General features: G+C 67.6%; 25 protein-coding genes. 16 read left to right on the top strand and 9 right to left on the bottom strand.

The annotated features are described in order from the left end of the window. Positions 1-19: 19 nt before the first annotated feature. Positions 20-394 (top strand): hypothetical protein, encoded by a 375-nt coding sequence (locus tag AC6JAC_RS12060; RefSeq protein WP_028269355.1) that lies wholly within the window; start codon positions 20-22, stop codon positions 392-394. Here AC6JAC_RS12060 and AC6JAC_RS12055 read toward each other — a convergent pair. Then, positions 371-1,555, bottom strand: a complete 1,185-nt coding sequence (locus AC6JAC_RS12055; protein WP_156037041.1) for a DUF6226 family protein — start codon at positions 1,553-1,555, stop codon at positions 371-373. The two genes, AC6JAC_RS12060 and AC6JAC_RS12055, sit on opposite strands and share 24 nt — an antisense overlap. A 266-nt stretch (positions 1,556-1,821) precedes the next feature. Between AC6JAC_RS12055 and AC6JAC_RS12050 the strand changes: the two genes are divergently transcribed. Genes AC6JAC_RS12050 through hrpB form a run of 3 tightly spaced genes read left to right on the top strand, consistent with a single transcriptional unit; the run spans position 1,822 to position 5,684 of the window. Next, positions 1,822-2,169, top strand: a complete 348-nt coding sequence (locus AC6JAC_RS12050) for a hypothetical protein (protein WP_231510985.1) — start codon at positions 1,822-1,824, stop codon at positions 2,167-2,169. A 21-nt stretch (positions 2,170-2,190) separates the two neighbouring features. Continuing rightward, complete coding sequence (locus AC6JAC_RS12045; RefSeq protein ID WP_028269353.1) at positions 2,191-2,952, top strand: VOC family protein; 762 nt, start codon at positions 2,191-2,193, stop codon at positions 2,950-2,952. Positions 2,953-3,008: 56 nt separating this feature from the next. Continuing rightward, positions 3,009-5,684 carry an ATP-dependent helicase HrpB gene (gene hrpB, locus AC6JAC_RS12040; protein WP_028269352.1) on the top strand — a complete coding sequence of 892 codons (2,676 nt, stop codon included), beginning with the start codon at positions 3,009-3,011 and terminating at the stop codon, positions 5,682-5,684. Between the two features lie 22 nt (positions 5,685-5,706). Here hrpB and AC6JAC_RS12035 read toward each other — a convergent pair whose 3' ends face one another. Further along, a complete protein-coding gene (locus tag AC6JAC_RS12035) occupies positions 5,707-6,246 on the bottom strand; it encodes a hypothetical protein (RefSeq protein WP_028269351.1) in 540 nt (179 codons plus the stop codon). Between the two features lie 293 nt (positions 6,247-6,539). On the opposite strand from AC6JAC_RS12035, the gene AC6JAC_RS12030 reads away from it, so the two are divergent. From AC6JAC_RS12030 to AC6JAC_RS12000, 7 genes are all read left to right on the top strand, one after another. Then, the gene (locus AC6JAC_RS12030) at positions 6,540-7,145 is read left to right on the top strand and encodes a phosphatase PAP2 family protein (RefSeq protein WP_269319482.1); all 606 of its coding nucleotides are present in this window, start codon (positions 6,540-6,542) and stop codon (positions 7,143-7,145) included. 10 nt (positions 7,146-7,155) lie between these two features. After that, the gene (locus AC6JAC_RS12025) at positions 7,156-7,872 is read left to right on the top strand and encodes a DedA family protein (RefSeq protein ID WP_231510984.1); all 717 of its coding nucleotides are present in this window, start codon (positions 7,156-7,158) and stop codon (positions 7,870-7,872) included. Between the two features lie 5 nt (positions 7,873-7,877). Beyond that, positions 7,878-8,555, top strand: coding sequence for a response regulator transcription factor (locus tag AC6JAC_RS12020; RefSeq protein ID WP_028269349.1), 678 nt, complete (start codon positions 7,878-7,880; stop codon positions 8,553-8,555). A 7-nt stretch (positions 8,556-8,562) separates the two neighbouring features. Beyond that, positions 8,563-9,582: a sensor histidine kinase gene (locus AC6JAC_RS12015; RefSeq protein ID WP_051628667.1), complete on the top strand. Its 1,020-nt coding sequence runs from the start codon at positions 8,563-8,565 to the stop codon at positions 9,580-9,582. Positions 9,583-9,667: 85 nt separating this feature from the next. Continuing rightward, the gene (locus AC6JAC_RS12010) at positions 9,668-10,282 is read left to right on the top strand and encodes a PadR family transcriptional regulator (RefSeq protein ID WP_028269348.1); all 615 of its coding nucleotides are present in this window, start codon (positions 9,668-9,670) and stop codon (positions 10,280-10,282) included. 138 nt (positions 10,283-10,420) lie between these two features. Then, positions 10,421-10,573: a hypothetical protein gene (locus AC6JAC_RS12005; RefSeq protein WP_156037040.1), complete on the top strand. Its 153-nt coding sequence runs from the start codon at positions 10,421-10,423 to the stop codon at positions 10,571-10,573. 111 nt (positions 10,574-10,684) lie between these two features. Then, positions 10,685-12,865 (top strand): elongation factor G-like protein EF-G2, encoded by a 2,181-nt coding sequence (locus AC6JAC_RS12000; RefSeq protein ID WP_028269347.1) that lies wholly within the window; start codon positions 10,685-10,687, stop codon positions 12,863-12,865. Between the two features lie 10 nt (positions 12,866-12,875). On the opposite strand, the gene AC6JAC_RS11995 is transcribed toward AC6JAC_RS12000, so the two are convergent. Together AC6JAC_RS11995 and AC6JAC_RS11990 are read right to left on the bottom strand one after the other, a co-directional pair. Continuing rightward, a complete protein-coding gene (locus tag AC6JAC_RS11995) occupies positions 12,876-13,556 on the bottom strand; it encodes an alpha/beta hydrolase family protein (protein WP_028269346.1) in 681 nt (226 codons plus the stop codon). Positions 13,557-13,583: 27 nt separating this feature from the next. Next, the gene (locus AC6JAC_RS11990) at positions 13,584-15,500 is read right to left on the bottom strand and encodes an alpha-amylase family glycosyl hydrolase (RefSeq protein ID WP_028269345.1); all 1,917 of its coding nucleotides are present in this window, start codon (positions 15,498-15,500) and stop codon (positions 13,584-13,586) included. Positions 15,501-15,661: 161 nt separating this feature from the next. Here AC6JAC_RS11990 and ligD point away from each other — a divergent pair, with 161 nt between their 5' ends. Continuing rightward, positions 15,662-16,684 carry a non-homologous end-joining DNA ligase gene (ligD, locus tag AC6JAC_RS11985; RefSeq protein WP_028269344.1) on the top strand — a complete coding sequence of 341 codons (1,023 nt, stop codon included), beginning with the start codon at positions 15,662-15,664 and terminating at the stop codon, positions 16,682-16,684. An 82-nt stretch (positions 16,685-16,766) separates the two neighbouring features. On the opposite strand, the gene AC6JAC_RS11980 is transcribed toward ligD, so the two are convergent. Further along, on the bottom strand, positions 16,767-17,387 hold the full coding sequence (locus AC6JAC_RS11980; RefSeq protein ID WP_028269343.1) for an L-threonylcarbamoyladenylate synthase: 621 nt from the start codon (positions 17,385-17,387) through the stop codon (positions 16,767-16,769). Between the two features lie 181 nt (positions 17,388-17,568). On the opposite strand from AC6JAC_RS11980, the gene AC6JAC_RS11975 reads away from it, so the two are divergent. Continuing rightward, the gene (locus tag AC6JAC_RS11975) at positions 17,569-17,985 is read left to right on the top strand and encodes a VOC family protein (RefSeq protein ID WP_028269342.1); all 417 of its coding nucleotides are present in this window, start codon (positions 17,569-17,571) and stop codon (positions 17,983-17,985) included. Positions 17,986-18,031: 46 nt separating this feature from the next. Here AC6JAC_RS11975 and AC6JAC_RS11970 read toward each other — a convergent pair whose 3' ends face one another. Beyond that, positions 18,032-19,159 (bottom strand): class I SAM-dependent methyltransferase, encoded by a 1,128-nt coding sequence (locus tag AC6JAC_RS11970; RefSeq protein WP_081818781.1) that lies wholly within the window; start codon positions 19,157-19,159, stop codon positions 18,032-18,034. A gap of 223 nt (positions 19,160-19,382) precedes the next feature. Beyond that, entirely contained in the window at positions 19,383-21,017 is a 1,635-nt protein-coding gene (locus tag AC6JAC_RS11965; protein WP_028269340.1) for a helix-turn-helix transcriptional regulator, read from the bottom strand. Between the two features lie 173 nt (positions 21,018-21,190). On the opposite strand from AC6JAC_RS11965, the gene AC6JAC_RS11960 reads away from it, so the two are divergent. Together AC6JAC_RS11960 and AC6JAC_RS11955 are read left to right on the top strand one after the other, a co-directional pair. Next, on the top strand, positions 21,191-22,573 hold the full coding sequence (locus AC6JAC_RS11960) for an MBL fold metallo-hydrolase RNA specificity domain-containing protein (RefSeq protein ID WP_028269339.1): 1,383 nt from the start codon (positions 21,191-21,193) through the stop codon (positions 22,571-22,573). Next, the gene (locus tag AC6JAC_RS11955; protein WP_156037039.1) at positions 22,570-23,901 is read left to right on the top strand and encodes an erythromycin esterase family protein; all 1,332 of its coding nucleotides are present in this window, start codon (positions 22,570-22,572) and stop codon (positions 23,899-23,901) included. The genes AC6JAC_RS11960 and AC6JAC_RS11955 overlap by 4 nt, the downstream gene beginning before the upstream one ends. Positions 23,902-24,030: 129 nt before the next feature. Here AC6JAC_RS11955 and AC6JAC_RS11950 read toward each other — a convergent pair whose 3' ends face one another. Together AC6JAC_RS11950 and AC6JAC_RS11945 are read right to left on the bottom strand one after the other, a co-directional pair. Continuing rightward, positions 24,031-24,732 carry a hypothetical protein gene (locus AC6JAC_RS11950; RefSeq protein WP_347896579.1) on the bottom strand — a complete coding sequence of 234 codons (702 nt, stop codon included), beginning with the start codon at positions 24,730-24,732 and terminating at the stop codon, positions 24,031-24,033. Then, positions 24,729-25,382, bottom strand: a complete 654-nt coding sequence (locus AC6JAC_RS11945; RefSeq protein WP_347896581.1) for a hypothetical protein — start codon at positions 25,380-25,382, stop codon at positions 24,729-24,731. Before AC6JAC_RS11945 ends, AC6JAC_RS11950 begins: the two co-directional genes overlap by 4 nt. A gap of 143 nt (positions 25,383-25,525) precedes the next feature. On the opposite strand from AC6JAC_RS11945, the gene AC6JAC_RS11940 reads away from it, so the two are divergent. Further along, positions 25,526-26,395 carry a universal stress protein gene (locus AC6JAC_RS11940; RefSeq protein WP_347896583.1) on the top strand — a complete coding sequence of 290 codons (870 nt, stop codon included), beginning with the start codon at positions 25,526-25,528 and terminating at the stop codon, positions 26,393-26,395. Positions 26,396-26,443: the final 48 nt, after the last annotated feature.

Below are 26,443 nucleotides of genomic sequence, written 5' to 3'. Positions count from 1 at the left end.
GTGGCCGTAGTCTCTGGCTGTGAAACAAATCCTCATAGACCAGGTAATTGACACCGACTACGGACAGCTTGACCTGGTCTGGACTGAGGACGGTGGTTTCGATGGAGACTTTGACCGCTTCTTCGCAGGCCAGGTCAATGGCCTGGTCGGCGCATCCGACGCGGCTGGCGTGTATCTCAACCTCGCCCGCAGGTCAGGGGGCTCGTCGGTCCGCATCGTCCTGTCGGATGAGCCGCCCGCGGGTGAGGATGCCTCCTGGGAGGACGTCGTCGAGGTTTCCTTCTACCTTCCCGCAACCCGACATCATTGTGCGCACGGGGACCGAGGACGGCCGATACTGGCACAACGAGCTAGGTCGTCGTCGCTGAGGTCAGCCTTGACTGCCGGGCCGTAGTCCCGGCCGCAACGGCCACGGGCGCCAGCCGCCGGCCACTTCACGCAAACGGTTTTCCGCGTCCCGGAGGCGCACGGCGTCGACCGGACCGGGTTCACCGCTCCCGCTTTCAGATCCGGAGCCGTCCACCGCGGTCAGCGCGTATTCGCTCCATTTCCGGCTGCCAACCGGGTAGCGTTCGCGGTAGCCGCCCGCCGCCACGGCAAGCACCAGCATCTCCATCCGGTCAGCCGTGGTGCCGGCCGTTTCGTCGCAGGCATCGCAGCCGCAGACCGGAAACGGGAAGTCATGCAGCATACCGGCATGGATCAGAACCCCCGGATACCCCGTGAACACAAACGTCAGCGGCGCAGCTTCGGCGCTGCGCGGCGTGACCTTGACAGCCTGCAGCACCTCGCGGGCCTTCATGAGCACCTCCCCGGCATGGACCGGATCGCTGTCGACGTCGACGTCGTAGGCGGCAGCCAAGTGATCGATCAGGGCCGAGGCCATGGCGTGCAGTCCCGCGAAGCGCTCCGGATGGCTGTCGACGCTGTAGGACTCCGGTGCCGGACCGTCGGCGCCCCACTGCCGGCCGTAGGGAATCAGTACACCTTCCGGTGAGTAATACGCCGTCGTCGGCAGTAGCGGCCGGACATAGCGCGGCTGGCCTGCCAACGGCGCAACCGGCGGAATGTGCGCGGGCGGAACCGACGGTGATTCCACCTCTTCCTCAGCCCAGTCCGACAACGCCGTCACGAGGCCCGCTACGGACTCGACGTCGGCGCTGCGCAGCGCCACGAGCAGCCGACCGACGTCGAACTGCCTCTGCCGGTTTCCCACGAGGGGAGAGCTGCCTTGCGACGCAGTCCACCGGGCGTCCGGCCTGAGCCCCGCGATGGTGTTTCCGGCGAACACGGCTGCCGCGGCGCCCACGGCGCTGTCACGATCAATCTCGGCAGCCCATTGGTGCAGGCACCACAGGAGCCTCGCAGGGTCCACGGCAAGCTCCTCCGCCTTCACGCCATGGTCGGCACAGAACCCGATGAACGCGGAGTAACCTGCCAGATGCCGGACCTCGGCATCACGGCCCGGCCCCTGCGCATACAGTGCCCCGCTGCGTGAGACCGGTTCGGGCAAGCCGGTGGCCGCACCCTCGAACAAATCCTCTGTACGCCCCATATCGAGATCCTAGCCCCGGACCAGGCGACGAACGGAGGCGTGCCTGAGGAAGCCGGTCTACCATAGGCTCCTCGACGTCGTTCCGGCTCCGGGACAGCCACAGCCGGACGCGAGAACCTGAAGGGGAGGCGGCCATGCCGTACCGCATGGGCAGGCGTGTTTCGGCTTGCGCCGGCGTGGCTGCGGTCATTGTGTCCGCGTCGTTGTCTGCTTGTGGGGTTTCCCCGGGGAACGGAGAACCGCCCTGCCTTCCGCCCGCCTATTCGGTGGCCCCGCCCAGTGCCAGGGCGGGCGACCCGGTGACGGTCCAGGCGCCGGATGCTGACTGCAATCCCCGGTACGGCAAGGACGCCCGCATCCAGGTCACCCTCACGGATGCGGCCGGCATAAAGGTCATCAACACCACGGCCCCCATGACAGACGGAGGCGCCTTCACTTATACGTTTGTTGTCCCGGCGACTGCAGCTGCCGGACCTGCTGCGGTGGAGGCGGTGCCCTACGGCGTTGATTGGTGTGATGATACCGGCAGGAACAACCGCGCCGGCGGAACCGGGACTACCCTCGAACGAACGTCGTGTGCCGCACGAACAGAGCCCCTAACCATCGTCCGCTAACCACAACGGAAGGGCGCATCAATGACAGCCCGCAACACACGTTCCGCCGGTGCCCCGTGCCGGGTGGACACATTCCAGCCCGATCCCCGTGCTGCCATGGACTTTTACGGCCCGCTCTTCGGCTGGAGTTTCGACGATCCAGCGCCGATGCCGTCCGGGCTCGTCGGCGACTACTTCACTGCCCGTCTCGGCGGGCGGCCGGTGGCCGGAATCGGCCAGGCTCCGGCGTCGTCCCGGCCGTCGTGGAACACCCACATCCGCGTCGAAGACATCGGGCTGAGCCTCGTCCGCGCTGAGCAAGCCGGCGGCAGGCTCCTGGCCGGGCCGTTTGGCGCTGGCTCGGGAGCCGCCCTTGCCGTGGTGGCCGACTCCACCGGGGTTCCATTCATCCTTGAGGAAAGCGGCCGGGGCGACGAAGCCGTGCTGGCCGATGTCCCGGACTCCTGGGCGATGAGTTCGCTGCACACTACGGATATTGAAGCAGCAGCGTCGTTCTACGGCACCATGTTCGGCTGGGAACTCGATTCCGTGCCGGACGCCGGCTTCGCGCTCTGGCGCCTTTCAGGTGACGTCGTTGCCGCCGTGACGGCCACCGACGGCGTGACAGTCCCTCCGCACTGGAGCGTCAATTTCGCCGTCCGCGACGCGGACGCCCTGGCAGAGCACGCCGCCGCCCTGGGCGGCACCATCCTGCTGCCGCCGATGACCACGCCGGGGTTTCGCAACGCCGTGATCGGCGACCCGCAAGGCGCGTTCATTGCGGTCAGCGCACCGGCAGGCTGACGCTTCCTGTTTTCGATTGGAACAATCCCGGCCGCGAGAGTGGGCACAATGGAGGCGTGACTTCTCCGCTCCTCCCGCCAGCCGCCGGACCCAACCCGCCCTTCGCTGTGGACGCCATCGGCGCGGGCCTGGCCTTTGCCGCGTCGCTGGGGGAGCTGGCGGACGCCCTGCGTTCCGGAGGACCGGGCGGGACTGCCGTGGTCCAGGCACCTCCCGGAACGGGCAAGACCACCCTCGTTCCGCCATTGCTCGCCAACATCGCTTCCACCGGGTCCGTCCCCGCACCGGCCACCGCCGGACGGAATGCCCGGAGCCCGCGCGTGGTGGTGACCCAGCCGCGCCGTGTCGCAGCACGGTCGGCGGCACGACGGTTGGCGGCCCTGGATGGCAGCCGGCTCGGGGACCGCATCGGCTACACGGTACGCGGCGAACGGGTTTGCGGGGCGGGCACCCTGATCGAGTTCGTCACGCCCGGCATCCTGCTGCAGCGGTTGCTGTCAGACCCGGGACTGGAGACAGTGGACGCCGTGATCCTCGATGAGGTGCACGAGCGCGGGCTGGAGACCGACCTGCTCGTGGGCATGCTCGCCGAGGTCCGTGAGCTGCGCGGCGACCTCATGCTGGTGGCCATGTCCGCCACCCTGGATGCGCCGCGCTTCGCTGCCCTGCTCGGGGCGGGAAACGGCGGGAACGACGACGGCGGCCCGGCCCGCGTGGTCGACTGTCCTTCCGCGCTGTTTCCCCTGGAAACCAGCTGGGCCCCCGCTGCCGTCGCGCGGCTGGATACGCGTGGAGTGACCCGGGCGTTCCTGGACCACGTGGCGGACACCGCGGCGGCATCACATGCCGAGGCCCTCGCGGCGGACGCAGACGTGGACGCCCTGGTATTTGTGCCCGGCGCATGGGAAGTGTCGTATGTCGCGGCCCGCCTCCGCAGCCGGGCGGATGCCGAGGTGCTGGAGCTCCACGGCCAGGCAAGCCCGGCAGAACAGGACCGTGCAGTGTCGGGGCGGGAACCCGGCGGGCGGGCCAGGATCATCATCTCTACGGCGCTGGCCGAATCCTCCCTGACCGTCCCGGGAGTCCGGCTGGTCATTGATTCCGGACTGTCCCGCGAGCCCCGGCGCGACACGAACCGCGGCATGTCCGGGCTGGTAACCGTGTCCTGCTCCCGCGCCTCTGCCGTGCAGCGCGCCGGACGCGCAGCACGCCAGGGCCCCGGCCGGGTGGTCCGGTGCTATGACCAGAAGACGTTCGGAGCAGCCCCTGCCCACCAGGTCCCGGAGATCGCGGTGGCAGACCTGACCGGAGCAGCTCTGGTCCTGGCTTGCTGGGGATCACCCGGCGGGCGCGGCCTGGCCCTCCCTGACGCCCCGCCTGTGGCGGCCATGGAGGAGGCTGTCGAGGTCCTCCGCGAGCTGGGTGCCGTAGGTCCTGACGGTCTCGCGACGGAGCTGGGCAAGATTTTGGCGCGGGTTCCCGCCGACCCGCGCCTGGCCCGCGCCCTGTTCGAAGGCGCCGCAAGCGCCGGCCACCGTGCTGCGGCTGAGACCGTCGCCGTCGTGGCCGGAGACCAGCGCGCTCCGGGCGCTGACCTGACCCGGCTGCTGGCCATGCTGCGTTCGGGCAGCGATCCGGCGGCCCGGCGCTGGAAGGAGGACGTCCGGCGGATGGAAGCGATCGTCCGCACCGAAGGCGCCGCCGTCGGTAAATCCCAGGCCGTGCCTCAGGTGGCCGGCGCGGAGGCCGTCGGGTTCGTGGTCGGCCTCGCTTTCCCGGACCGCGTTGCGCGCCGCGTCCCGGGTGCGGGGGAGCGGTATCTGCTCTCGTCCGGAACCCGGGCCGGCCTTCCGGCAGGCAGCCCGCTGTCAGGACACGAGTGGCTGGCGGTCGCTGAGGTGTCACGTGCTGAAGGCCGCGATGCCGCGGGTACCGGCGCCGTCATCCGTTCCGCGGCTCCACTGTCGGCTGACACGGCGGAGGCTGCGGCCCGGCATCTGATGAGTGAAACCGTGGAGGCCGGATTCGACCAGGGCCGGGTCAAGGCCCGGCGCGAGCGCCGGTTGGGTGCGATCCCGCTTTCCTCGACGCCGGTTCGGCCGTCAGCCGCCGAGGGCCGCGCAGCCGTTGCCCGGGCGCTGGCGAAGGAAGGGCTGGGAACCATCGGATGGTCGACGGCGGCGGACGCCTTGCGCCGCCGCCTCGCGCTGCTGCACCGGGAATTGGGCGCACCCTGGCCGGACGTTTCCGAGCACGCGCTGCTGGCCCGCCTTGACGACTGGCTGGCGCCCGAACTCGAGGTGCTCGCCGGCGGGAAGGCCACAGCCGGCATCGACCTCACCGATCCGCTGCGGCGGCTCCTGCCGTGGCCCGATGCCGCCCGGCTGGGAGAACTGGCGCCGGAGACGCTGGAGGTGCCGAGCGGTTCGCGCGTGAGGATCGATTATCCGGACGCAGGGCACGACGACGGCAGGCCGGTGGTGGCGGTCAAGCTCCAGGAATGCTTCGGCTGGGCAGAAACACCGCGGTTGGCGGGCGGACGGGTCCCGGTCCTGTTTCACCTCCTGTCACCGGCGCGGAGGCCCCTTGCGGTGACGGATGACCTCGCGTCGTTCTGGTCCGGACCTTACGCGCAGGTGCGGGCTGAGATGCGCGGCCGCTACCCGAAGCATCCCTGGCCGGAGGACCCCTGGACGGCCCCGGCCACCGCCCGGACCAAGAACAGGATGTAGTGCTGACGCAGGCAGCCCGGCCTCAGTCGACCGTGATGCGTATCCCGGCCACAGCCCCGGTCCAGGGACCGCCGGGGTCCTGCCGCGTCAGATGGACTCCGACATATCCGGGCTGGAGTTCCACCACCTGGGACAGCACTCCTGAGCAGTCCAGAACGAGCGCCGGCAGCTCCGGACCGGTCCGCGGATCCTGGGAAAGTGAAATCTGGACGTCGTCGAGACCCACACAAGCCGCCGTGACCGTGTGCGCACCCGCAGCCTTGACCGTGGCGGTCTTGCTGAAGCCCACGCCTGGTCCGTCGGCCGGGCCGGACTCGTCAAGAAGCACAGACCCGGCCGCCAACGAGAGACGCTTCTTCAGCTCGGCGTAATTTCGCGTTTCGATGTCCAGAATCTCCGGGCCCTTCGCCGGGACGGACGGCGCAGGACGGCCGCTGAAAACGGAAGCGGCTGTTGGCGGGGGATTGGCGGCGTCCTCGTACGCACAGCCGGCCATCAACACACTCAGCACTGCCAGCCCCGCGGTACAGCGGCCCGGCCCCGTTCCCCCACGACGCGACATGGGCCGAGTCTACGGACAGTTCGCTCATCGGCAAGGCAGGCCGGTCCGGTTTCTTACGGATTCCTTAAGGGCAGGAGGCGAAGCTTGTCCTGGCGGCAACCGTCCGCCGTGCCCAGAAGGGAAGTGGCCCATTGACCGAAGTCCACCGAGTCCGAAACGAACCACGTCCGGTAAACACAACCGGCACAGGCCAGGCGGCAGCCCGTCGTGGTCTGCTGGAGCTTCCCCAGGTTCGGCATTGGATCATTTCAGCAGTCCTCCTGGCCGCCGCGGTTCTCGCGCTGGGTCTGACCGTGCAATCGCTTCCTGGGGAGAGCGCCGTTGAACTGGGCGTTGACCAGGACCTCAGCCGGCACCATGCCGCCGTCCTGACGGTTGCAGCGATGGTCCTGAACGTGGCCTTTGGTCCTGTTTTCGGTCTGGTTGCCATTGTTCTGATCGCCCTGGCGGTGCTCCTGGTCCGCAGGTCGTTGGTGGATGCGGCCACCTTCGGTGTGTTGGCGGCGTCGGGGTGGGTGGCGAGCGAATTCTTCAAGCTCCTTGTCCGGCGGGACCGGCCCAACCCCGGCATGTTGTTCGACCCACTGGCACCCGAAACCGGCTCCGACAGCCTCCCGAGCGGCCATGTCTCGTTCGCCATCACCCTTGCTTTCGCCCTGTATTCCCTGGCCCGCGGGACACGCTGGGCGCGTACGGTGGCCGCCCTGGGTGTGGCCCTGGCCCTGGTCGTTGCGTGGTCGCGGGTGTATATCGGGGTCCATTACCCGTCTGATGTGGCTGCATCGTTCCTCGCGGCCGGCGCCGTCCTGATACTGCTCACGGGGCTCTGGAACCGATTCGCTGGCCGGATGTTTCAGCTTTTGCGCATCAACACAGCAACCCCGCAGCAACTCTCCTGAGGAGGTCCCTGTGAATATTCTTCAGGCACTTACCGGCTCCCCGGCCTTCGACGCTTCAGCCGGCGTTCTTTCCCTTTTTGACCCGGCAAGCATGCTGCAAGGCATGGGACCGGCGGCCATTGGCGTGATCGCCGCGATGGTCTTCGTCGAATCCGGAGTCCTGTTCCCTTTCCTGCCCGGGGACTCGCTGCTGTTCACCGCCGGGCTGCTGCACCAACAGCTGCAACTCACCCTGCCGGTGCTGATCGGCGTCGTTACGGCGGCGGCAGTTGGCGGTGACCAAGTGGGCTACCTGCTGGGCCGCAGATTCGGCAGGCGGTGGTTCACAGATGATGCCAGGGTGCTGAAAACTGCACACCTGACCCGGACTGAGGAATTCTTCGACCGCCACGGTGGGCCGGCCATCGTGCTGGCCAGGTTCGTTCCGATCGTCCGCACGTACGCACCCCTGACCGCCGGCATCGCCCGCTACGGGTACAAGGCCTTCACTGCGTGGAACATCATAGGTGCGCTGGTCTGGGCCGCCTCCGTGACCCTGTTGGGCTCCTGGCTCGGCCACTTCGAAATCATTGCCCGGAACATCGATGTGATCGCCATTGCCATGGTGCTTCTGTCCGTGGTGCCGTGGGGAGTGGAACTTCTCAAACGGCGCCACAAGTCCCGGGCCACGGAAACGGACGCAGCCGGGGACGAAATGCCTGCGAGGGAACCGGCCACGGAAGAATAGCCATTATGAGTTCAACAGAGGATGTCCCTTCCCTGCTTCTGGTCGAAGACGACGCCGTCCTGGGACCGCTCGTGGCCGAGCTCCTTGGCATCGACTACCGGATCCGCCTTGTTGCCAATGGCAGGGACGGCCTTCACGCCGGTCTGACTGAAGTGTGGGATGTGATGATCATCGACCGCGGGCTGCCTGGCATGGACGGCGTCGAACTCATAAAGGCCCTGCGTTCGAAGGGCATCACCGTTCCGATCCTCATTTTGACGGCCCTCGGTTCCACGCAGGACAAAGTCGACGGGCTGGACGCCGGTGCCAACGACTACATGACCAAGCCGTTCGACGCCGCGGAACTGAACGCACGGCTCCGCGCATTGACCCGCAGCTTTACCCTGCCCCGGACATCACTCGGCATCGGGGATTGGGAGCTGGACACCGCTTCCAGGTCCATCCGCTCGGTGTACGGGCCACTGGTTTCGCTCACTGCGAAGGAGACCGAACTCCTGGCCGCGCTGGCCAGCGAGCCGGAACGGGTCTTTACCCGCGTCGAACTGATCACATCCCTGTTCCAGCCCACTGACCAGCCCGGCGTCATCGACACCTACGTCCATCACCTTCGCAGGAAGATCTCCAAAGCGGTGGTCCGCACCGTCCACGGTGTGGGCTACCAGATCGGCGACGCCCATGAATGAGGCGAACATGAATGAGACGACGCCCCCCGGCGACAGCCCCGACCATGCCACTCTCCGAACGGCCTCGCTCAAAGTGGCCCTCCGGATAAGCGCAGCATGTGCAGTGATGGTTCTGTGCCTGCTCTCCGGAGCCGCCCTGTACCTGATGAACCAGCTGGCCCACCCGGAACTGCCTGGTTCGGGAGCGCCCGCGGCGGACTATGCCTATCTCGACGCGAAGGACCTGCTCAAAGCCCTGATCATGGCGGGCGCCGCCGGGATAGTTCTTGCCGGGGGCATCGGCTGGGCAAGCGCACGCAGCGCCATCCGGCCATTGGCGGACGCGCTGGCATTGCAGCGGAGGTTTATCCAGGATGCCAGCCACGAACTGCGCACGCCCTTGGCAATCCTGGATGCCCGGATCCAGCTCGCCCAGCGCGACGCTGTCCCGGACTCGACGGAGGGCCGGGCACTGGACCGGATCCGTGGGGACACTGCCGCATTGACCAGCATTGTCAATGAACTCCTGCTGGCCGCGACCGGGGCTCCACCGGAACCATCGACCGAACCGGTTGACCTTACCGCCATCACTGCCTCCGTGGCCGAGAGCCTTCAGCAGCTGGCAGGACAGCGGGACATCAGCGTCGTGGTCCGCAGCGATGGCCGGCCCCTGGCCCGGATTGACGAGGGCAGCCTGCGCCGGGCCGTGCTTGCGCTCGGCGACAACGCCTTGGCCCATACGCCCGCCGGCGGCCGGATCACGCTCACGGCGTCAGCTGAGAAGCAACTCGCGGTAATAAAGGTGGCGGACACCGGCACCGGCGTAAGCGGGGTGGACCAGTCTCGGATCTTTGATCGATTTGTCAGGGCGCAGAGCCCGCAGGGCGCGCAGCGGAGCTTCGGCATCGGACTGGCTCTGGTCCGTGATATCGCTACCAGTGCCGGCGGCACCGTACAGATCGCACGGACCGGGCCGGACGGAACCACCATGCGTTTGGCGCTCCCATTGGCCGGAAAACCGAATTCGCCAATTCCGGGATCCTTCTGAAAACTCTTGACCGGCGATACTTACCGATATATCGTTAAGTATCGCCGATGGTCGGCGACCGTAATATACAAAGGGGGATGCCCTCATGAGAGGCATTCACGACAAATTTTCAGACAACGGCCCGGAACGTGGACGTTTCGAGCGCGGACGCAGCCGGCGCGGACCCCACGGGCACGGCGGTGGCGGCTTCGGGAAGGGATTCGGCGCGGGTTTCGGCGCCGGCTTTGGGCCGGGATTCGGGCCGGGTTTTGGACCGGGCGGCCCGCGCCGGGCGAACAGGGGCGATGTCCGCTCCGCGATTCTGTCGCTCCTGGCCGAGGCCCCGTCCAACGGGTACGGCCTCATCAAGACAATCACGGAGAAGACGTCCGGCGCGTGGCGTCCGAGTCCGGGTTCGGTGTACCCGACGCTGCAGCAGCTCGTCGACGAAGAGCTCATCACGCCCGTCGGTGAGGGCCGGCGCACCGAATTCACACTCACCGATGCCGGCACGGCGTACGTGGCCGAACATGCCGAGGAACTGGGGAACGCGTGGAACACCGATCCCGAGGGCACCGGACCCGCCTTTCACCAGAGCGTCGGCAAGCTCATGGGCGTCATCCACCAGTTCCGGGTCGCGGCCACCGACGAACAGCGTCTGGCCGCCGTCGAAAAGATTGATGAAGCCCGCCGGGCGCTGTACCTGATCCTTGCGGAGTGAACCCGGCAAGGACCCGGAGTGCCATGTGAGGTAACCGATACACACCGGAAACCTTGCGTCGTTGCCGCGAAACATTGCACCGTTAGGCTCATTCCTACTTGGACACAGCGGTCCACGCAGCGAACGGAAGGACACACCATGATGACTCTTTTGAGCACGTTGACACTCTCCCTTCATTCCGGCTGGAAGGACAAGGACCCGCATGCCGGCGGTGCGGGTTCCATGGGCGCTTTCCCGAGCGGGCAGCTCTCATCCACCCCCTGGGAAGGGTGGTGGCACGACGAACCCTAGCCCCGGAGGCCAGGCCCAGCATCTCCCTCTTGAAGTTCAGTCGCTTCAGGGTGTCGAATCGTCTTACAGAGGCCGCATGGCGGCTCACGACTAAGACGCCTGGAGTTGCTCATGTCGGTAAAAAGCTCAAATGGCCGGTCCAAGAGCCCGGCCCGCGGCACCTCTGATGCCCGGCGGGCGGACGCCTCCGCCGGGGCTCCCGCCGATTCGCCGGAGAAGGTCCGCAACGTTGTCCTCGTAGGCCACTCCGGTGCGGGCAAGACGATGCTGGTGGAAGCGCTGCTGGCAGCGACCGGCGTCATCTCCCGGATGGGATCGATCACGGACGGGAACACCATCAGCGACGCCGAACCCTCCGAGGTGCACCAACAGCGCTCCGTGGTGCTGTCCGTTGCCCCGCTGGTGGTGGACGGCATCAAGGTCAACCTGCTCGATACGCCGGGCTACGGTGATTTCACCGGCGAACTCCGCGCCGGGCTGCGCGGAGCGGACGCGGCTTTGTTCGTGGTCTCGGCCATCGACGGCATCGACGCTGCCACCACGGCGCTCTGGGCCGAGTGCGACCAGGTCGGGATGCCCCGGGCGGTGGTGATCAGCCGGCTGGACCACCCCCGGGCGAACTTCGAGGCCACGGTTGCCGCCTGCCAGCGCTCCTTCGGCGACTCGGTGGTGCCGGCCTACCTCCCAGTGCGCAGCGGCGACGCAACCACCGGGCTCCTGGGCCTCCTCACGCAGACAGTGTCAGACTATTCCGCCGGCTCCGCGGCTCCGCAGGTACGCGAAGCCACCGCGGAGGAGCTCACCGCGGCCGAAGGTGCCCGCGGCACGCTCATTGAGGGAATCATTTCGGAGAGCGAGGACGAGACCCTCATGGACCGCTATCTCGGCGGTGAGGAGATCGACGTCGGCGCGCTCGTCAGCGACCTGGAGACAGCCGTCGCCGGGGGAACTTTCTTTCCGGTGCTGGCAACGTCTGCCGAAACGGGCCTCGGTCTGACCGAACTGCTGGAAATGCTGACCCGTGCGTTCCCTTCCCCGCTGGAGCGCAGCGTGCCGCAGGTAACCGGCCTGGCCGGCGAACCGGCCGCGCCGCTGGAGTGCGATCCGGCGGGCCCCCTGGCCGGCGAGGTCGTTCGGACCACCATCGATCCGTTCCTTGGCCGCGTCTGCCTGGTGCGGGTCTTCTCCGGCACGCTGCGGGAGGATTCCGCGGTACACGTCAGCGGCCGGGGGCTGTCCGAGCGGGGCCATGAGGACCACGACAGCGACGAGCGGCTCACCCACCTTTACTCCCCGGTGGGGTCCAGCCTCCGGCCCGTGCCCTATTGCGTGGCGGGGGACATCTGCGCGATCGCCAAGCTGGCGAATGCAGAGACCGGCGACACCGTGTCCGCCAAGGAGGCCCCGCTGCTCGTTGTTTCGTGGGACATGCCGGAGCCGCTGATGCCCGTCGCGGTGGAAGCAGCAACCCGCAGCGACGAGGATGCCCTCGCCAAGAGCCTGGGGAAGGTGGCCGCCGGAGACCCCACGCTGCGGGTTGAGCGGAACCCCGAAACCCACCAGCTGATCCTCTGGTGCATGGGTGAAGCCCACGGCGAAGTGGTGCTGGACAGGCTGCGCGAGCAGGGGGTCAAGCTGCAGACCGTCGACGTGATTACGCCGCTGCGGGAAACGTTTGCGGCGCCGGCCATGGGCCATGGACGCCACGTCAAACAGTCCGGCGGCCACGGCCAGTACGCCATCTGCGACATCGACGTGGAGCCCCTCGACCGGGGCGCAGGCTTCGAGTTCGTCGACAAGACCGTGGGCGGGGTCATTCCGGGGCAATACATCGGTTCCGTGGAGAAGGGCGTCCGGGCCCAGATGCAGAAGGGCGTGTCAGCCGGGTTCCCGGTGGTGGACATCCGGGTGACGCTCACCGGCGGCAAGGCGCACAGCGTCGACTCCTCGGACGCGGCGTTCCAGGCAGCAGGTGCGCTGGCATTGCGGGAGGCGGCGGCTGCTGGGCGGATCCAGCTCCTCGAACCCGTCCTGGCCGTCACCATCAGCGTCGCTGACGACTATGTGGGGGCGGTGATGAGCGACCTCTCGTCCCGCCGCGGCCGGCTGACCGGAACCGCCGCGGCCGACGGCAGCGGTACCGAGATCAGCGCGGAGATCCCGGAGCAGGAACTGCTGCGCTACGCGGTGGAACTGCGGGCACTGACAGCCGGTACCGGCCGTTTCCGGCGCACGTATCTTCGCCACGAGCCCGTACCCCCGAACATGGTCCACACGGCCCCAAGGCAGTGAGTTTCCAGCTTCAGGAGCTGTGTGATCTCAGATAGGCCGCGACCGGGGCCGCCACGGAGGCGCCGATCTCCCCGGCGTCGCGCTTCTTGCCCGCAACCGCAAACGAATGGTCGCCGCCCTCGTACCAGTGGAGCGTGGCTGTGGGCCCGATCCGGGCCACCACCCCTTCCAGGAGTTCCGGGGTGGCAAAGGTGTCCCGCGTTCCCTGCATGAACAGCATCGGAAGGGTGAGCCCGTAGAGGTGCTCATCGCGCAGTTTCTCCGGTTTGCCCGGGGGATGCAGCGGATAGCCGAGGTAGACCAGGCCGGCCGCCGGCATTCCCTCGGCGACAGCCATGGACGCCATCCGTCCGCCGAACGACTTGCCGGCCGCCCATACCGGACCGGCGTCGGAGTGCGCAGCGGCCCTCGCGGCGGCATCCTCCATGACGGCCCGCCAGGTGGCTATTGCCAGGGGCGGGCGGTCCGGGAACTTCCGACCAGCCTCGCGGTAGGGGAAGTTGAAACGCAAGGTGGCGACGCCGTCGTCGTTCAACGCGTTGGTGAACCCGGCCATGAACGGGTGCTCCATCCCGGCGCCGGCCCCGTGCGCGAGGACCAGCGTGGCGAACGGGTTCTCGGGCCGGGCGTAGAGACCGGAGACCTGGAGATCGCCGACGCTGATGGTTACGGGGGACTCGGATACGGGCATGACTCCATCATGCCGGATCAGTGCCTCTCAACCACGGACCGGTGCCACCCGCAGCCAGCGGAATTCCTGAGGCCTGAGGCTGACGCCTCCATCGATCCGCACCGGATTGCCGGTCATTAGATCGACTGCGTTGCCCTCAAATCCGGACAGTGTCTGCGCCGTGATGCTCTGCGGTGAGTCGCTGAAGTTGGCGAGGGCCAGGACGAGGGATCCTTCGCCTGGCCGCTGGTAGCCCAGGACGCCCCGGTTGTTGGTATTGAAGGGAACCAGCCGGGTCCCGGCAAATTCGGGAGTGGAGCCCCGCACGGAGATCAGGGTGCGGAGTCCTTCGAACACGGCGCCTTCGGGCGTCGTCCGGTCGTGGCGCTTCGCGTACCTCCCGCCGGGGTAATGGGGACGGTGCACCCACCTGCTGTCCGTGCCGTGGCCTTCTTCGAGGGCGTAGCCGTAGTCATTGAGCTGCCCCACTTCATCGCCAAGGTACAGCAGGGGGATCCCGCCGGTGCTGAAGGCCACCGAGTGGGCGAGCAGGATCCGGTCAACCGCCTGGCCCGCGCCGTCTTCCAGGCCGCAGAGCGACGCCGTCGTGCCGGAGATGCGGCAGTCGCCTGTCCGCGGGTTGTCCTGGAAGGGAACGCCGCGGGCGAAGCTGCCCGGAAAGCGGTTGACGTAGAACGAGTTCAGGAAGCGCCGGTGGTCGAAACCGTTGATGCCCAGCTCCGCCGCGTCCTCGTCCGCGAACGTCCAGCCGATGTCATCGTGGCTCCGTACGTAGTTCACCCAGGACGTCCCGGCCGGGATGTTGTGGCGGCGCTCGAGCGCCTGCGCCAGCAGCGACACGTCGCGGGTGGCCATCGCTTCCCAGATCAGGGCCATCTGCAGGGGGTTGTAGGAAAGCTGGCACTCAGCGGGGTCGATGTACAGCGCCACTTCGTCGGGGTGGACGATCGCCTCGGACTTGAACAGCAGCGACGGCGCGGCGAGACGGCAGACGGCGTTGAAGGCCCGCAGCAGGGTGTGGGCCTCCGGCAGGTTTTCGCAGGGCGTGCCGAGCTGCTTCCAGATGAAGGCCACGGCGTCCATCCGCAGGATGTCCACCCCCTGGTTGGCCAGGAAGAGCATCTCGCCGGCCATGGCCCGGAAGACGTCCGGGTTGGAGTAGTTCAGGTCCCACTGGAAGGTGTGGAACGTGGCCCACACCCAGCGGCCGTCCGGCATCTCGATGAACGATCCGGGGTGGTCATCCGGGAAGATCTCGCGCACGTCCTGCTCGAAGGCGTCCGGCATGGTGCGGTCCGGGTAAATCCAGTAATAGTCGCTGAACTCCGGGTCGCCCGTGGCCGCGCGCCGCGCCCACTCGTGTTCGTCCGAGGTGTGGTTGAAAATGAAGTCAACCACCAGGCTGATGCCGTTGGACCGCAGTTCGGCGGCGAGGTCACGCAGCTGTTCCATGGTCCCGAGCTTCGGGTTGACGTCACGGTAACTGGAGACGGCGTAGCCGCCGTCGGAATGCGGTTCCGGCGCCTGGAACAGGGGCATCAGGTGCAGGTACGTGAGGCCGAGCTCTTTGAAGTAGGGGATCCGGGCGCGCACTCCGTCAAGGTCCCCGGCATAGCGGTCAACGTAGCAGACGCCGCCCAGCATGTTGTTCGAGAGGAACCACCCGCTGTCGTGCTCCCGTTCGGCATCAAGTGCCTTGAGTTCAGCCGGGCGGTCGTTCCAGGACCGGGCAGTCTGAAGCACGAGTGCCGTCAGCTGGTCCTGGAAGTCCGGCCGCGTCCCGTACAGGGCATGGAAGAGCCGGTACAGGTCAGGGAAATGGCGGTCGAAACGGCGGCGGAAATCGGAGCTGTCCTGCCCCTTCGGCAGAAGGTCCGCCTGCGCGCCCAGGGCGCTCAGTGCGTGCTGCCACAATGCCTGGTCCACACCTGCGGCTTCAACCATGGAACGGGTCTCCTTCGACGATTTCCCGGGCACCGGTGGCGGCAACCGGCCAGTTCACATCCTGACAGACCCGCAGGCGCGTGCCCAGTGAGCGGGCCCAACTTTCTTCCATTCGGACGCCAGCTACTGACGGAGCGGGGCGCGCGGGGTAGGTTGTCACCATGGCGAGCGAATCCACCACCCTCACCGTTGACGGGCCGAACGGTCCCCGCGAGATGCGGATCTCGAGTCCCGGCCGTGTCCTGTGGCCGGAGCTGGGCCTGACCAAGCTGGACCTTGCACGCTACCTGGCGGACGTGGGGGACGCCTTCATCGCGGCGAACGGCGGCCGGCCCGTCGCGCTGCAGCGTTTTTCGGACGGCGTGGAGGACGAGCAGTTCTTTTCCAAGAACCCGCCGAAGGGCACACCGGACTTCATCCGGTCGGTGAAGGTGGTGTTCCCGAGTGCGCGCTCGCATCCCATGCTGGTCCTGGACGAACCGGCCGCCGCCGTCTGGGCCGCCCAGATGAACACCGTGGTGTTCCACCCCTGGCCCTCACTCGCCGAAAACACGGACAACCCGGACCAGCTGCGGATCGACCTGGACCCCCAGCCGGGAACGGACTTCGACGACGCGATCCCGGCGGCGCTGGAGCTCAAGGACGTGCTCGCGGAAGCCGGACTCACCACATTCATCAAGACCTCGGGCAACCGCGGACTGCACGTCTACGCCCCGGTGGAGCCGACCCGTGAGTTCCTGGACGTCCGCCATGCCGTCATCGCCGCCGCCCGTGAACTGGAACGGCGGATGCCGGACAAGGTCACCACAGCATGGTGGAAGGAAGAACGCGGCGAACGGGTGTTCGTGGACTTCAATCAGGCCAACCGCGACCGCACCATAGCCGGCGCCTACAGCCCCCGTGCGCTGGGCCACGCCCCGGTGTCCTGCCCGATCAGCTGGGACGAACTGGAGAGCGCCGATCCGAAGAATTTCACCATCCTCACCGTCCCGGACCGGCTAAAGACCGTTGGAGACCCGTGGGCGGACATGAAGGATAAACCCGGGAAGATCGACGTGCTGCTCGAATGGTGGGAACGCGACGTCGGCTCCGGCCTCGGGGAGCTGCCGTTCCCGCCGGATTATCCGAAGATGCCGGGCGAACCTCCACGGGTTCAGCCCAGCAGGGCGCGCAAGAAGGACTGAGCCAGCCGGAGAGGGCGTCCGCGGCCGCCTGCCCAAAGAAGGCTGCCGCAGGCGCCCGCCCGGTTTTCAGGCGAGATGGCGGCTACTCGAACCGGGACGGGTCACCCATGCCCCGCCGCACCACTTCCGCCGATCCGCCGGAGAAGTCAATGACCGTCGTCGGCTCCGCCCCGCAGTCGCCGGAATCAACCACCGCGTCCACTACGTGGTCCAGCCGTTCCTTGATCTCCCAGCCCTGGGTGAGTGGTTCCTCCTCGTCGGGCAGCAGCAGCGTGCTGGAGAGCAGCGGCTCACCCAACTCGGCCAGCAGCGCCTGGACCACGGCGTTGTCCGGGATGCGGACACCAACGGTCTTCTTCTTCGGATGCAGCAGGCGCTTGGGCACTTCCTTGGTGGCCGGAAGGATGAACGTGTAGCTGCCCGGCGTGACAGCCTTGATGCTGCGGAACACGTCGTTGTCGATCTGGACGAACTGGCCCAGCTGGGCAAAATCCTTGCAGACCAAGGTGAAGTGGTGCTTGCTGTCGAGCTGCCGGATGGACCGGATGCGGTCCAGGGCGTCCCGGTTTCCCAGCTGTGCACCAAGGGCGTAACAGGAGTCGGTGGGGTAGGCGATCAGTCCGCCAGTCCTCACCAGCTCCACTATTTGTCCGATCGCACGGGGCTGGGGATCGTCGGGGTGCACGTCAAAGTATCTGGCCATGCCCTGAGCTTATGGCCCGGCGCTGATTTCTGCACGGAGGGCCGCGCCTCCGAGGTGTAGGCCGAACCGTCCCCTATGCAGTCACGCAGGACTCGGGCAACATATGAAGTGTTCCAAGCCCGGGCGGCCACCGGATCCACGGTTGGTCCGGGTATCGACCGGCACGAGAGGACACCCGACCATGACCACGACACTTAATCCTTACCTGGGCTTCAGGGACAACGCACGGGACGCCATGACCTTCTACCAGTCCGTATTTGGAGGCGAACTGGCACTGAGCACCTTTGGCGATTTCCATGCCAGCGAGGACGCGTCGGAGCAGGAGAAGATCATGCACGGCATGCTGACCACCGAATCCGGCCTGGTGCTCATGGGCGCCGATACGCCCAACGGCATGAGCTTCAACCCCGGCGACAACTTCTCCGTTTCCCTCAGCGGCGAGGACGACGCCGAACTGCGCGGGTACTGGGAGAAGTTGTCCGACGGCGGGACCGTGACGGTGCCCCTTGAGCAGGCGCCGTGGGGCGACACCTTTGGCATGTGCACGGACAAGTTCGGCGTCGCCTGGCTCGTGAACATCGCGGGTCCCAAGCAGTAGCCGGACCCAGGCAGCAGCGGGACCGGCTGCGGGAGGCGTTCGGCGCCTACTTCCTGGCGACGAAGTAGGCGTTGAACGGATCCTCGTCGAGCTCCTTCACCTCAACGGTGCCGAAGCCCGCAGCCCGCACCATGGACTCCGCCAGCTGCACGCCCCACACCGTGCCGAGCCCGTCCCCGTCCTGCGCCAGGGAGACGGACATGCAGTGGAACGTGGAGATCGCGTAGAGGAACGTTCCCCACGGCAGCCCAACATTGTCGGCAACGTTGCTGGAGGCCTTGATGTCCACCATGAGGAACGTGCCGTCCGGGCGCAGCGCCTGGTGGATGTTGTGTAGCACCTGCGCCGGCCGGGCCTGGTCGTGGACGGCATCGAAGACGGTGATGAGGTCGAAGCCTTCCACGACGTCCAGGGCGGCTGCGTCCAGGATCTCGAACCGGGCGTTTCCCAGTCCCAGCCGTCGGGCTTCCGCCCGTCCCGCCAGCACGGCATCCTCCGAGAAGTCGTAGCCCGTGAACCGGCTCGCGGGGAAGGCCCCGGCCATGAGGTTCACGGCGTGGCCCGCTCCGCAGCCGATATCTGCGACGTCGATGCCCGCCCGCAGCCGGTCAACGCAGCCGGCCAGCGGGAGGATGGCGGACACCAGGGAAGCGTCGTGGACTGAGCCGCTGTCACTGGCCTGGATGTGCATAAAATCCGGATAGTCCCCGTATCCCAGGCCGCCGCCCGTGCGGAACTTCTGCGCTATCCTGCCGGCCACCTCACCCATCAGCGTGACGTACTGCAGCATGCGGGCCAGGTTGTCGACTCCGGGCCCGGAGACGGACGGAACGAGCGCGGGGTCCAGCCGGTAGGTTCCGGCAGCGTGTGGGTACCGGGCTGGCCGGTACTCCACGAAGCGGGCCGTCACCATGCCGCCGAGCCATTCCCGGACGTAGCGTTCGTTGAGGCCCGCCGCATCCGCAATCTGCTCGCTCGTGGCCGCGGGCAGTCCGGCCATCACATCGAACAGCCCCGTCTGGTGGCCGACGCTGGCCAGGAGGGCTGCGGAGCTGTCGTTGAGGATGCCGAGCAACCGGGCTGCGCCGGCCTCAACGGCGTCCTCTGTCACTAACCCGTCGTCCCACGCGGTCTTCCCGGCGCCTGTGTGGAGGTTGGTATCGGTGGTGGTCATCGTTCTTTCCTTTCGGTCGGCGGACGTCCCTGTCCGGCTACTTCGAAAGTACTTTCGAGGCGGCAAGCCCCGCGTCGGGCGGATGATGCAACTTTCGCCGGGGGCATGGGGCGAATGATGCAGGGGTTCCCGCGCGCGGAGCGGTTAAGGCAACCAGCGCACGACGACGACGGCGCCCGCCCGCCGCCGTCGTCGTGCGTTGTCCAGTTGTTGTTGCCCTCAGTCAGGTGATGCCGTGCTCCCTGGCCCAGCCCGCCGCGGCGGTCCGGGTGGAGACTCCGATCTTGCCGAAGATGTTCGCGAGGTGCCGCCCCACTGTCTTTTCGCTGATGACCAGGGCTGCCGCCACCTGACGGTTGCTGGCCCCCGTGGTGATGAGGGCCAGCACCTCGCGTTCACGGGCGGTGAGGCCGTTCCTGTCCCTCCCGCCGGTGCCGGCTGCTGCGTCGCGCTCCAGCCGTTCGACGTCGGGGACAGCGCCGAGCTGCCGGTAGATGGCGAGTGCGGTGGCGACGTCGGCGTCGGCAGCACCGGCCTGGCCGAGGCTGCGGCGGGAGCTGGCGAGCAGCTCATGGATCCGGGCCGTGCGGTAGCGGGCCCGCTGCGCCCGGTACGTCCGGGCGGCGGCTTCCAGCAGGGGCAGTGCGTCGCTGCCACGGCCGGCCGCCAGCAGGACGTCGCCGCGGGCCTGGCATGCCCACGCACGGAGGCCCGCAGAGGCGAACCGGGCTGCCGTCCGCTCCAGCTCCGACGCGAACGCCTCGGCGAGCGCCGCCTCGCGCTGGTCCAGCGCCAGCTCCGTGGCGGGCAATAACAGCCTGGCCCGGTCCAGCAGCCGGCTCTCGCCCAGGGCGGCGCGCAACTGGTTGAGCGCCAGTGCGCTGTTGCCGGCAGCATAGTGGAGCAACGCCTCTCCCGGCTGCGGGTCGACTCCGACGCCGCGTGCCCGCCCGAAAGCGGCCAGGGCCCCGGCAGCGTTGCCGCGAAGCCGGCGCACCTCACCCAGCTCGTAGTAGCCGGCGCCGGCCATCCAGCCGTGCGCATCCACCAGGTTGTCGCTCGAAGCGCCTATTTCCCGTTCAACCTCATCCCAGCCGCCTTCGGCACTGACCAGCTGCAGCTCGTGGATGCGCGTCACGCCGGTGTACACAAAAGTGGCTGACTGGTCCGCGGTCCAATGCTCCAGTGCGCCGGTCCAGGCCCGCATCCTGGCCAGGTCCCCGAGCTGGTGGCACAGGTGGATGACCGTGCAATAGATGTCCCCGGCCCACACGGGGGCAACGTCCCCGGCAAGGACCGGCAACATGGCCTCGTCCAGTTCGTTGAACCCTTCCTCGGTCCGTCCGGCACGGACGCCAGCCAGGCCAGCCAGCACGCGGGCAAAGCATCCCAGGGTGGGATCCGACTGCCGGCCGGCCATGGCCTCGAGTTCGGTTGCAGCCGCCCTCGCCGGTCCGGGATCTTCTTCCAGGTCCAGTGACATTACGGATTGGAGATAAAGCAGGTAGCCCTGCTCGGGGCCTTCGGGCAGATCCTGGAGCAGGCGCCGCGCCCTGTTGAGCCAGCCGGAGGCAACCATCAGGTCCCCTCGGGTTCCCCACTGCAGTGACAGGATGATCGCCTTCATGGCCGCGGCCGGCCGGTCTCCTGCACCGGCAAGGCCCCTGTACAGTTCCTCGGCCACGGACAACGATTCGGGAACGCGGCCCAGCCACCACATGGCGTCGGCCAGGGCGTCCAGGTCCGGTAGCGCCAGGCCGGTGGTCGTCCTGGCGGCGAGCAGCCCGTTCCGTGCCGCGGGCCAGTCCCTGCGGGCGTACGCCGCGCGGGCGCTGGTTATTGGATCCTGTTCAGCCATACGACGTCTCCAAGGGGTGGGTCCAGCGTACTGCCGTGCCGGGACTGCCGGATAGGCGCGGGGAACACCGGGGCAGCTATGACTTTCGGCCCTACGTGGCCTCCGGGAAGAAGCGGAAGCTAGGAGATACTTCCCGGTTACGGGAACGCTGCCCGACGGGAACAGGGAGCACCATGAGAGACCGACACCCGCAACTCCGGTTCCTCGGAGCCACGGACAGCGTGACCGGTTCGAGATACCTGGTGGAAGCAGGCGGGAGGCGCATCCTGGTGGACTGCGGGCTCTTCCAGGGCTACAAGCTGCTCCGGGACCGGAACCGGGTTCCCTTCCCCGTCCAGCCGCGCTCCATAGACGCCGTGCTGCTGACCCATGCGCACCTTGACCACACCGGCTATGTCCCCGCCCTGGTCCGGGACGGCTTCGCGGGGCCGGTGTATGCCACCGAGGGCACCACTGAACTGTGCACGCTACTGCTGCCCGACAGCGGGTACCTGCAGGAAGAGGAAGCCAAATACGCCTACCAGCGGGGATCGTCCCGGCACAGCCCGCCGGTACCGCTCTACACCGCCGCGGACGCGGTCAAGTCGCTCGACAGTTTCCGCGAACAGGGATTCGATGCCCCGTTGGAACTGGGAGGGGGAATCTCGGCCACGTTCCTGCCGGCCGGCCATATTCTGGGTGCTGCCCAGATCCGGCTCGAGGCGGGCCAGCACTCCGTCCACTTCACCGGGGACCTCGGCCGCACCGATGACCCCCTGATGTTTCCTCCCCGCGGGCTGGGTGCCGCTGACATCCTGGTGACGGAGTCCACCTACGGAAACCGCAAGCACTCCAGCCTGGATCCGGAACTGCAACTGGGGGAGATCATCACCCGCGTGGCGAAGAAGAACGGCGTCATCATGATTGCCGCGTTCGCTGTGGGACGGGCGGAGACGCTGATGCTGCACCTGGCCCGGCTCCGCAGCAAGAACGCGATTCCGGACATCCCCGTGTACCTCAACAGTCCCATGGCCATCGACGCCTCCGGGATGTACCAGCGCCACCCGGATGAGCACCGGCTCAAGCAGCGGGAATACGAGGACATGTACAAAGTGGCCAAGATGACCCGCACCGTGGACGACTCGAAACTGCTCAATCTCCGCGGCGGCCCGATGGTGATCATCTCCGCCAGCGGCATGCTCACCGGTGGCAGGATCCTGCACCACATCGCCGAATACGGATCAGACCCGAAGAACGCCATCGTCCTCAGCGGCTACCAGGCGGGCGGAACCCGCGGTGCCGCGCTCGCCGCCGGTGAACGGCAGCTTCGGATCTACGGTGAGGACATCCGCATCCGGGCCGAGGTGATCCAGATGGAGAGCCTGTCAGCGCATGCGGATGCCGACGGGCTGATCGAGTGGATGAAGGCGGCCGAACGGGAACCACGGATGACCTACATCACCCACGGCGAGCCGGAGGCGTCCGACGCCCTCCGGGTCCGGATCAAGCGGGAACTCGGCTGGCGGGTACGCGTCCCGGAGTACCTCGAAGGCATCTCCCTCGAGGACCCGACGTGACCACCGGAAACCTGTCCGGCATGAGCATGCCGGACGAGATCCGGTCCCTTGCCCGTCCGCTTACCGGTCTCAGGGACCTCGACGGGCTGGTCCACAAAGCCGGCTCCGGCCGGTTTGTGGCCATCGGCGAAGCATCCCATGGCACCCATGAGTACTACACCGTCCGTGCCCGCCTGACCATGCGGCTGATCGAGGAGCAGGGGTACAGCTGGATCGGAGTCGAGGGTGACTGGCCGGACTGCTGGCGGATCAACCGCTGGGTTCGGGGACAAACCGGGCTGGACTCCGGGGTCCACGCGATGCTCGCCGGGTTCGAGCGCTGGCCCACCTGGATGTGGGCGAACGAGGAAGTGGCGGGTTTCCTTGACTGGCTGCGCGGCTGGAACCTGGAGCGCCCCCTGGCCGAACGCGTTGGCTTCTACGGCCTGGACGTCTACTCGCTGTGGGATTCCCTACGGGAAATCATCGGCTGGCTCCAGGGAAACGAGCCTGACGCCGTTCCTGCGGCCATGCGCGCATGGCAGTGCTTCCTTCCGCATCACGAAGACCCGCACCAGTACGCGTGGCGCACCAGGCTGGTCCCGGAATCCTGCGAGGCGGACGTCGTCGCCCTGCTCGCCGAGGTGCGGACCCGGGCCCTGTCGCTGCGGGACCATGAACCACGTGTCGAAAGTGACGAGGCCTTCGACGCCGTGCAGAACGCCGTGGTCGCCGCCAACGCCGAGCACTACTACCGCATCATGGTGCAGGGGAACCGCGAGTCCTGGAATGTCCGGGACCATCACATGGCGGACACTGTGGACCGGCTCAGTGCACATCTGGGCCCGGCATCCAAGGGCATCATCTGGGAGCACAACACCCACGTGGGGGATGCCCGGGCCACCGACATGGCGCGGGACGGGCTGGTGAACGTGGGCCAGCTGCTCCGCGAGCGCCATGGGACCGAAGGTGTGACCCTCGTGGGGCTGGCGTCGCATGCGGGAACAGTGATGGCTGCCGATGAATGGGGCTCCCCGGAACGGGTGCTGAAGGTACCGGAGGCGCGGGCAGGAAGCCACGAGGAACTGCTGCACAAGGCGCTGGGCGCACCGGCTTTGCTGGAATTCGGCAGGGACAGGTCCGGGCCATGGCTGTCGGCCTGGTTGGGGCACAGGGCCATCGGCGTTGTCTACCGGCCGGCCAGTGAACACGGGAATTACGTCCCCACCCGGATGGGAGGGCGCTACGACGCACTGATCTGGCTGGAGCAGACCTCGGCACTTCGGCCGCTCCATCACGAAGCTGCACCACACGAGCCGGAGTTCGAAACGGAACCCACCGGCTTCTGAAATTCCCGCACGCGGCGCATTGTTGGGCGGCGTCTTGCCGGGCAGCGTCTTGCCGGGCGGCGTCTTGCCGGGCGGCGTCTTGCCGGGCGGCGTCTTGCCGGGCGGCGTCTTGCCGGGCAGGACGTTGCGTCAAACAGGGCGCCGCATCAGCAGGACGGCCGCGGGAACGTACCAGAGCAGCGGCACCAGCCGGAGCAAGGTGGTCAGCCAGCCCATGGGGGCCAGCGGCCCGCTCTCCGGAATCAGAGACAGTGCGGACAGGAACGAGGCTGCCGCCGCACAGGCGGCGATCCAGCCCAGGACCACGGGGGATGCCTTCATCCGCAGCGACACCACAGCAATGGCGGTGAACATCACCCCGGCGGGCAGGTTCGCCAGCGCAAGCGTGACGAGGCACAGATCGGCGACGGCGGCTGCCACGCCCGGTGCCACCGCGGCCTGCGACGGCAGCGTCAGCGTGATCTGGGCAGCCTGGCCCAGGATGTTCAAGCCAGCGCCCAGCACGCCGGCGGTGAACGCGATGCCAGCCAGCGTCCCGGGGCCGCCTTCCTTGCGGTACAGGTACGAACGGACATAGCCCAGGAACCAGATGAGGGCCGCTGAACTGAACACAAAAAGCATGCTCTGGGCCAGCACCGGCGTCCGGTTGGCCAGCAGGAACGCCGCGTAGCCTGCGTCGGAGGCGGTTGGCCACGGCCCGGTGAGGAGGACTTCCATGGATCCGCCCGCTATGCCGAGCGCTGCCGACATCAATCCGGCCATGCCGCCCGAGATCCGCAAGCGCTCGCCGTCGGCAGCAAAAGCTGCCGGGTCCCGCCGGAGGCGGGTCATGTGTTTCCCCTGGCGGCCAGCAGCCGGTCCATTACCAGCCCGGTCACCAGCGCCATGCCGGCCGCCATCAGGATGGCGGCCGCGACACCAATGGCGATTACCGTCGTCGGCGGCTGTCCCTCCTGCCATAGCGGAGGTGCGACGGCGAAGAACAGTCCCAGCCCGACGCACCATGCGAGGGCGTTCCCGGCCACCCACCGTCCGCTGCGGGCGACGTGCCGGCGCAGTTCCGGCCACTGCGCCAGGCCGATCGAACAGAGGAGCAGCAAGGCTCCGGGCACGGCGACGGCGAGTTGCAGGACCGGCGGCCAGGCCTGCCATTGTGCTGCGAATGTACTGGGGGCAAGACCGATGAGCCAGGCCAGCGCCGCGCCGGCAGCGGTGCGGACGGTCCACGACCGCGTACGGAGCCCGGGCAGCTCCCGCTTCAGTACGTGTGCCTGGGCAAGTCCCAGGACTGTGCCTTCTGCGACGCCCGCCACGGCCAGCCACGCCAGGGCGCCGGCCGTGTCCGGAATGATCACAAAGACCGCGACGACGGCGGGAGCCAGGAAGCCTGCACTCTCACCGAGCGTGACCCACAGGAACCAGCGGCGAAGGAACGGCTTGGGCCGTGCGGGGGCGGCCGGGTCCGCCCGGGTGTCCTCCATGGGGCTGACGCTACGCGCGGGGCTCAGTGGCCGGTGAGGGGCTTAAGGCCCTAACCCGTGCCTCTGCCCCCGGAGCACACTGAAGGTGTCAGCGGCCATCGGCGTGCTGATCCGAAAACGCGATGGAGAAGAGCAGGATTCGAATGAGCAAACCAATCGTCGTCGGCATCAACGGCTCCGCGGGAAGTGAGGCCGCAATGTCGTGGTCGCTGCACCGGGCAGCGCAGCTGAAGCTCCCGGTCATTGCAGTCCATGCAGTGGACGACCGGTGGATGTCGCCGGACTTCCAGTATCACGAACTGATCCGGGAATCAGGCATGGAGCTGCTGAGGCAGGTCCAGGAGGATGCCGCCAAGAAGGAACCCGACGTCGCCGTCGACGTGCAGTTGCGGCATGGCAGCGCAGGCTCGGCCCTGAAGGACATGTCCAAAGAGGCCGCCATGGTGGTCATCGGCTCGCACCACCGCCACTGGGCCGACGGGGGTCCCATGACGGACCGGGCCCTTCAGGTTGTTACCGCGTCGGACAGCCCGGTGGCAGTCATACCGCAGGCCCAGGGGCCGCAGGGACGCGGCGTTGTTGTCGGCGTGGACGGTTCGGAGGAGTCCCTTCAGGCGGTGGCGTTTGCCGCGGCGGAGGCCGACCGTGAAGGGGATGAGCTGACGGCCCTGCTGGCATTCCGGCGCCCCGCCCGCTGGGTCCAGAGCGGGATGCCTGCGAGCGGCCTGGCTGAAGTCATTGAGGAAGAGGACAAAATCGTGCTCGCCGAATCAGTCGCCGGGCTGCGGGACAAGTACCCGGACCTCGTGGTGAACCAGGTGCTCGACAAGGACACCGATCCGGCCAAGGCCCTCGTGGAGGCCGCCGCGAACGCGCGGCTCCTGGTGATCGGCAGCCGCGGGCGCGGCGGGTTCAGCCGGCTGCTGCTCGGTTCCACCGCCCACGCGGTCCTGCTGCGGGTCCCGTGCCCCACGGTGGTCACCCGGGTGCACAAGATCAAGCACGAGGAATAGCAGGCACCCCCGGTACACAAAAGGTGGCCCCCTCCGCGGAGGGGGCCA

The organism is Arthrobacter sp. KUASC02 (assembly GCF_059739395.1).
Note: the sequence above shows the minus strand (reverse complement) of the source record. Positions and strands in the feature narration are given on the sequence as shown.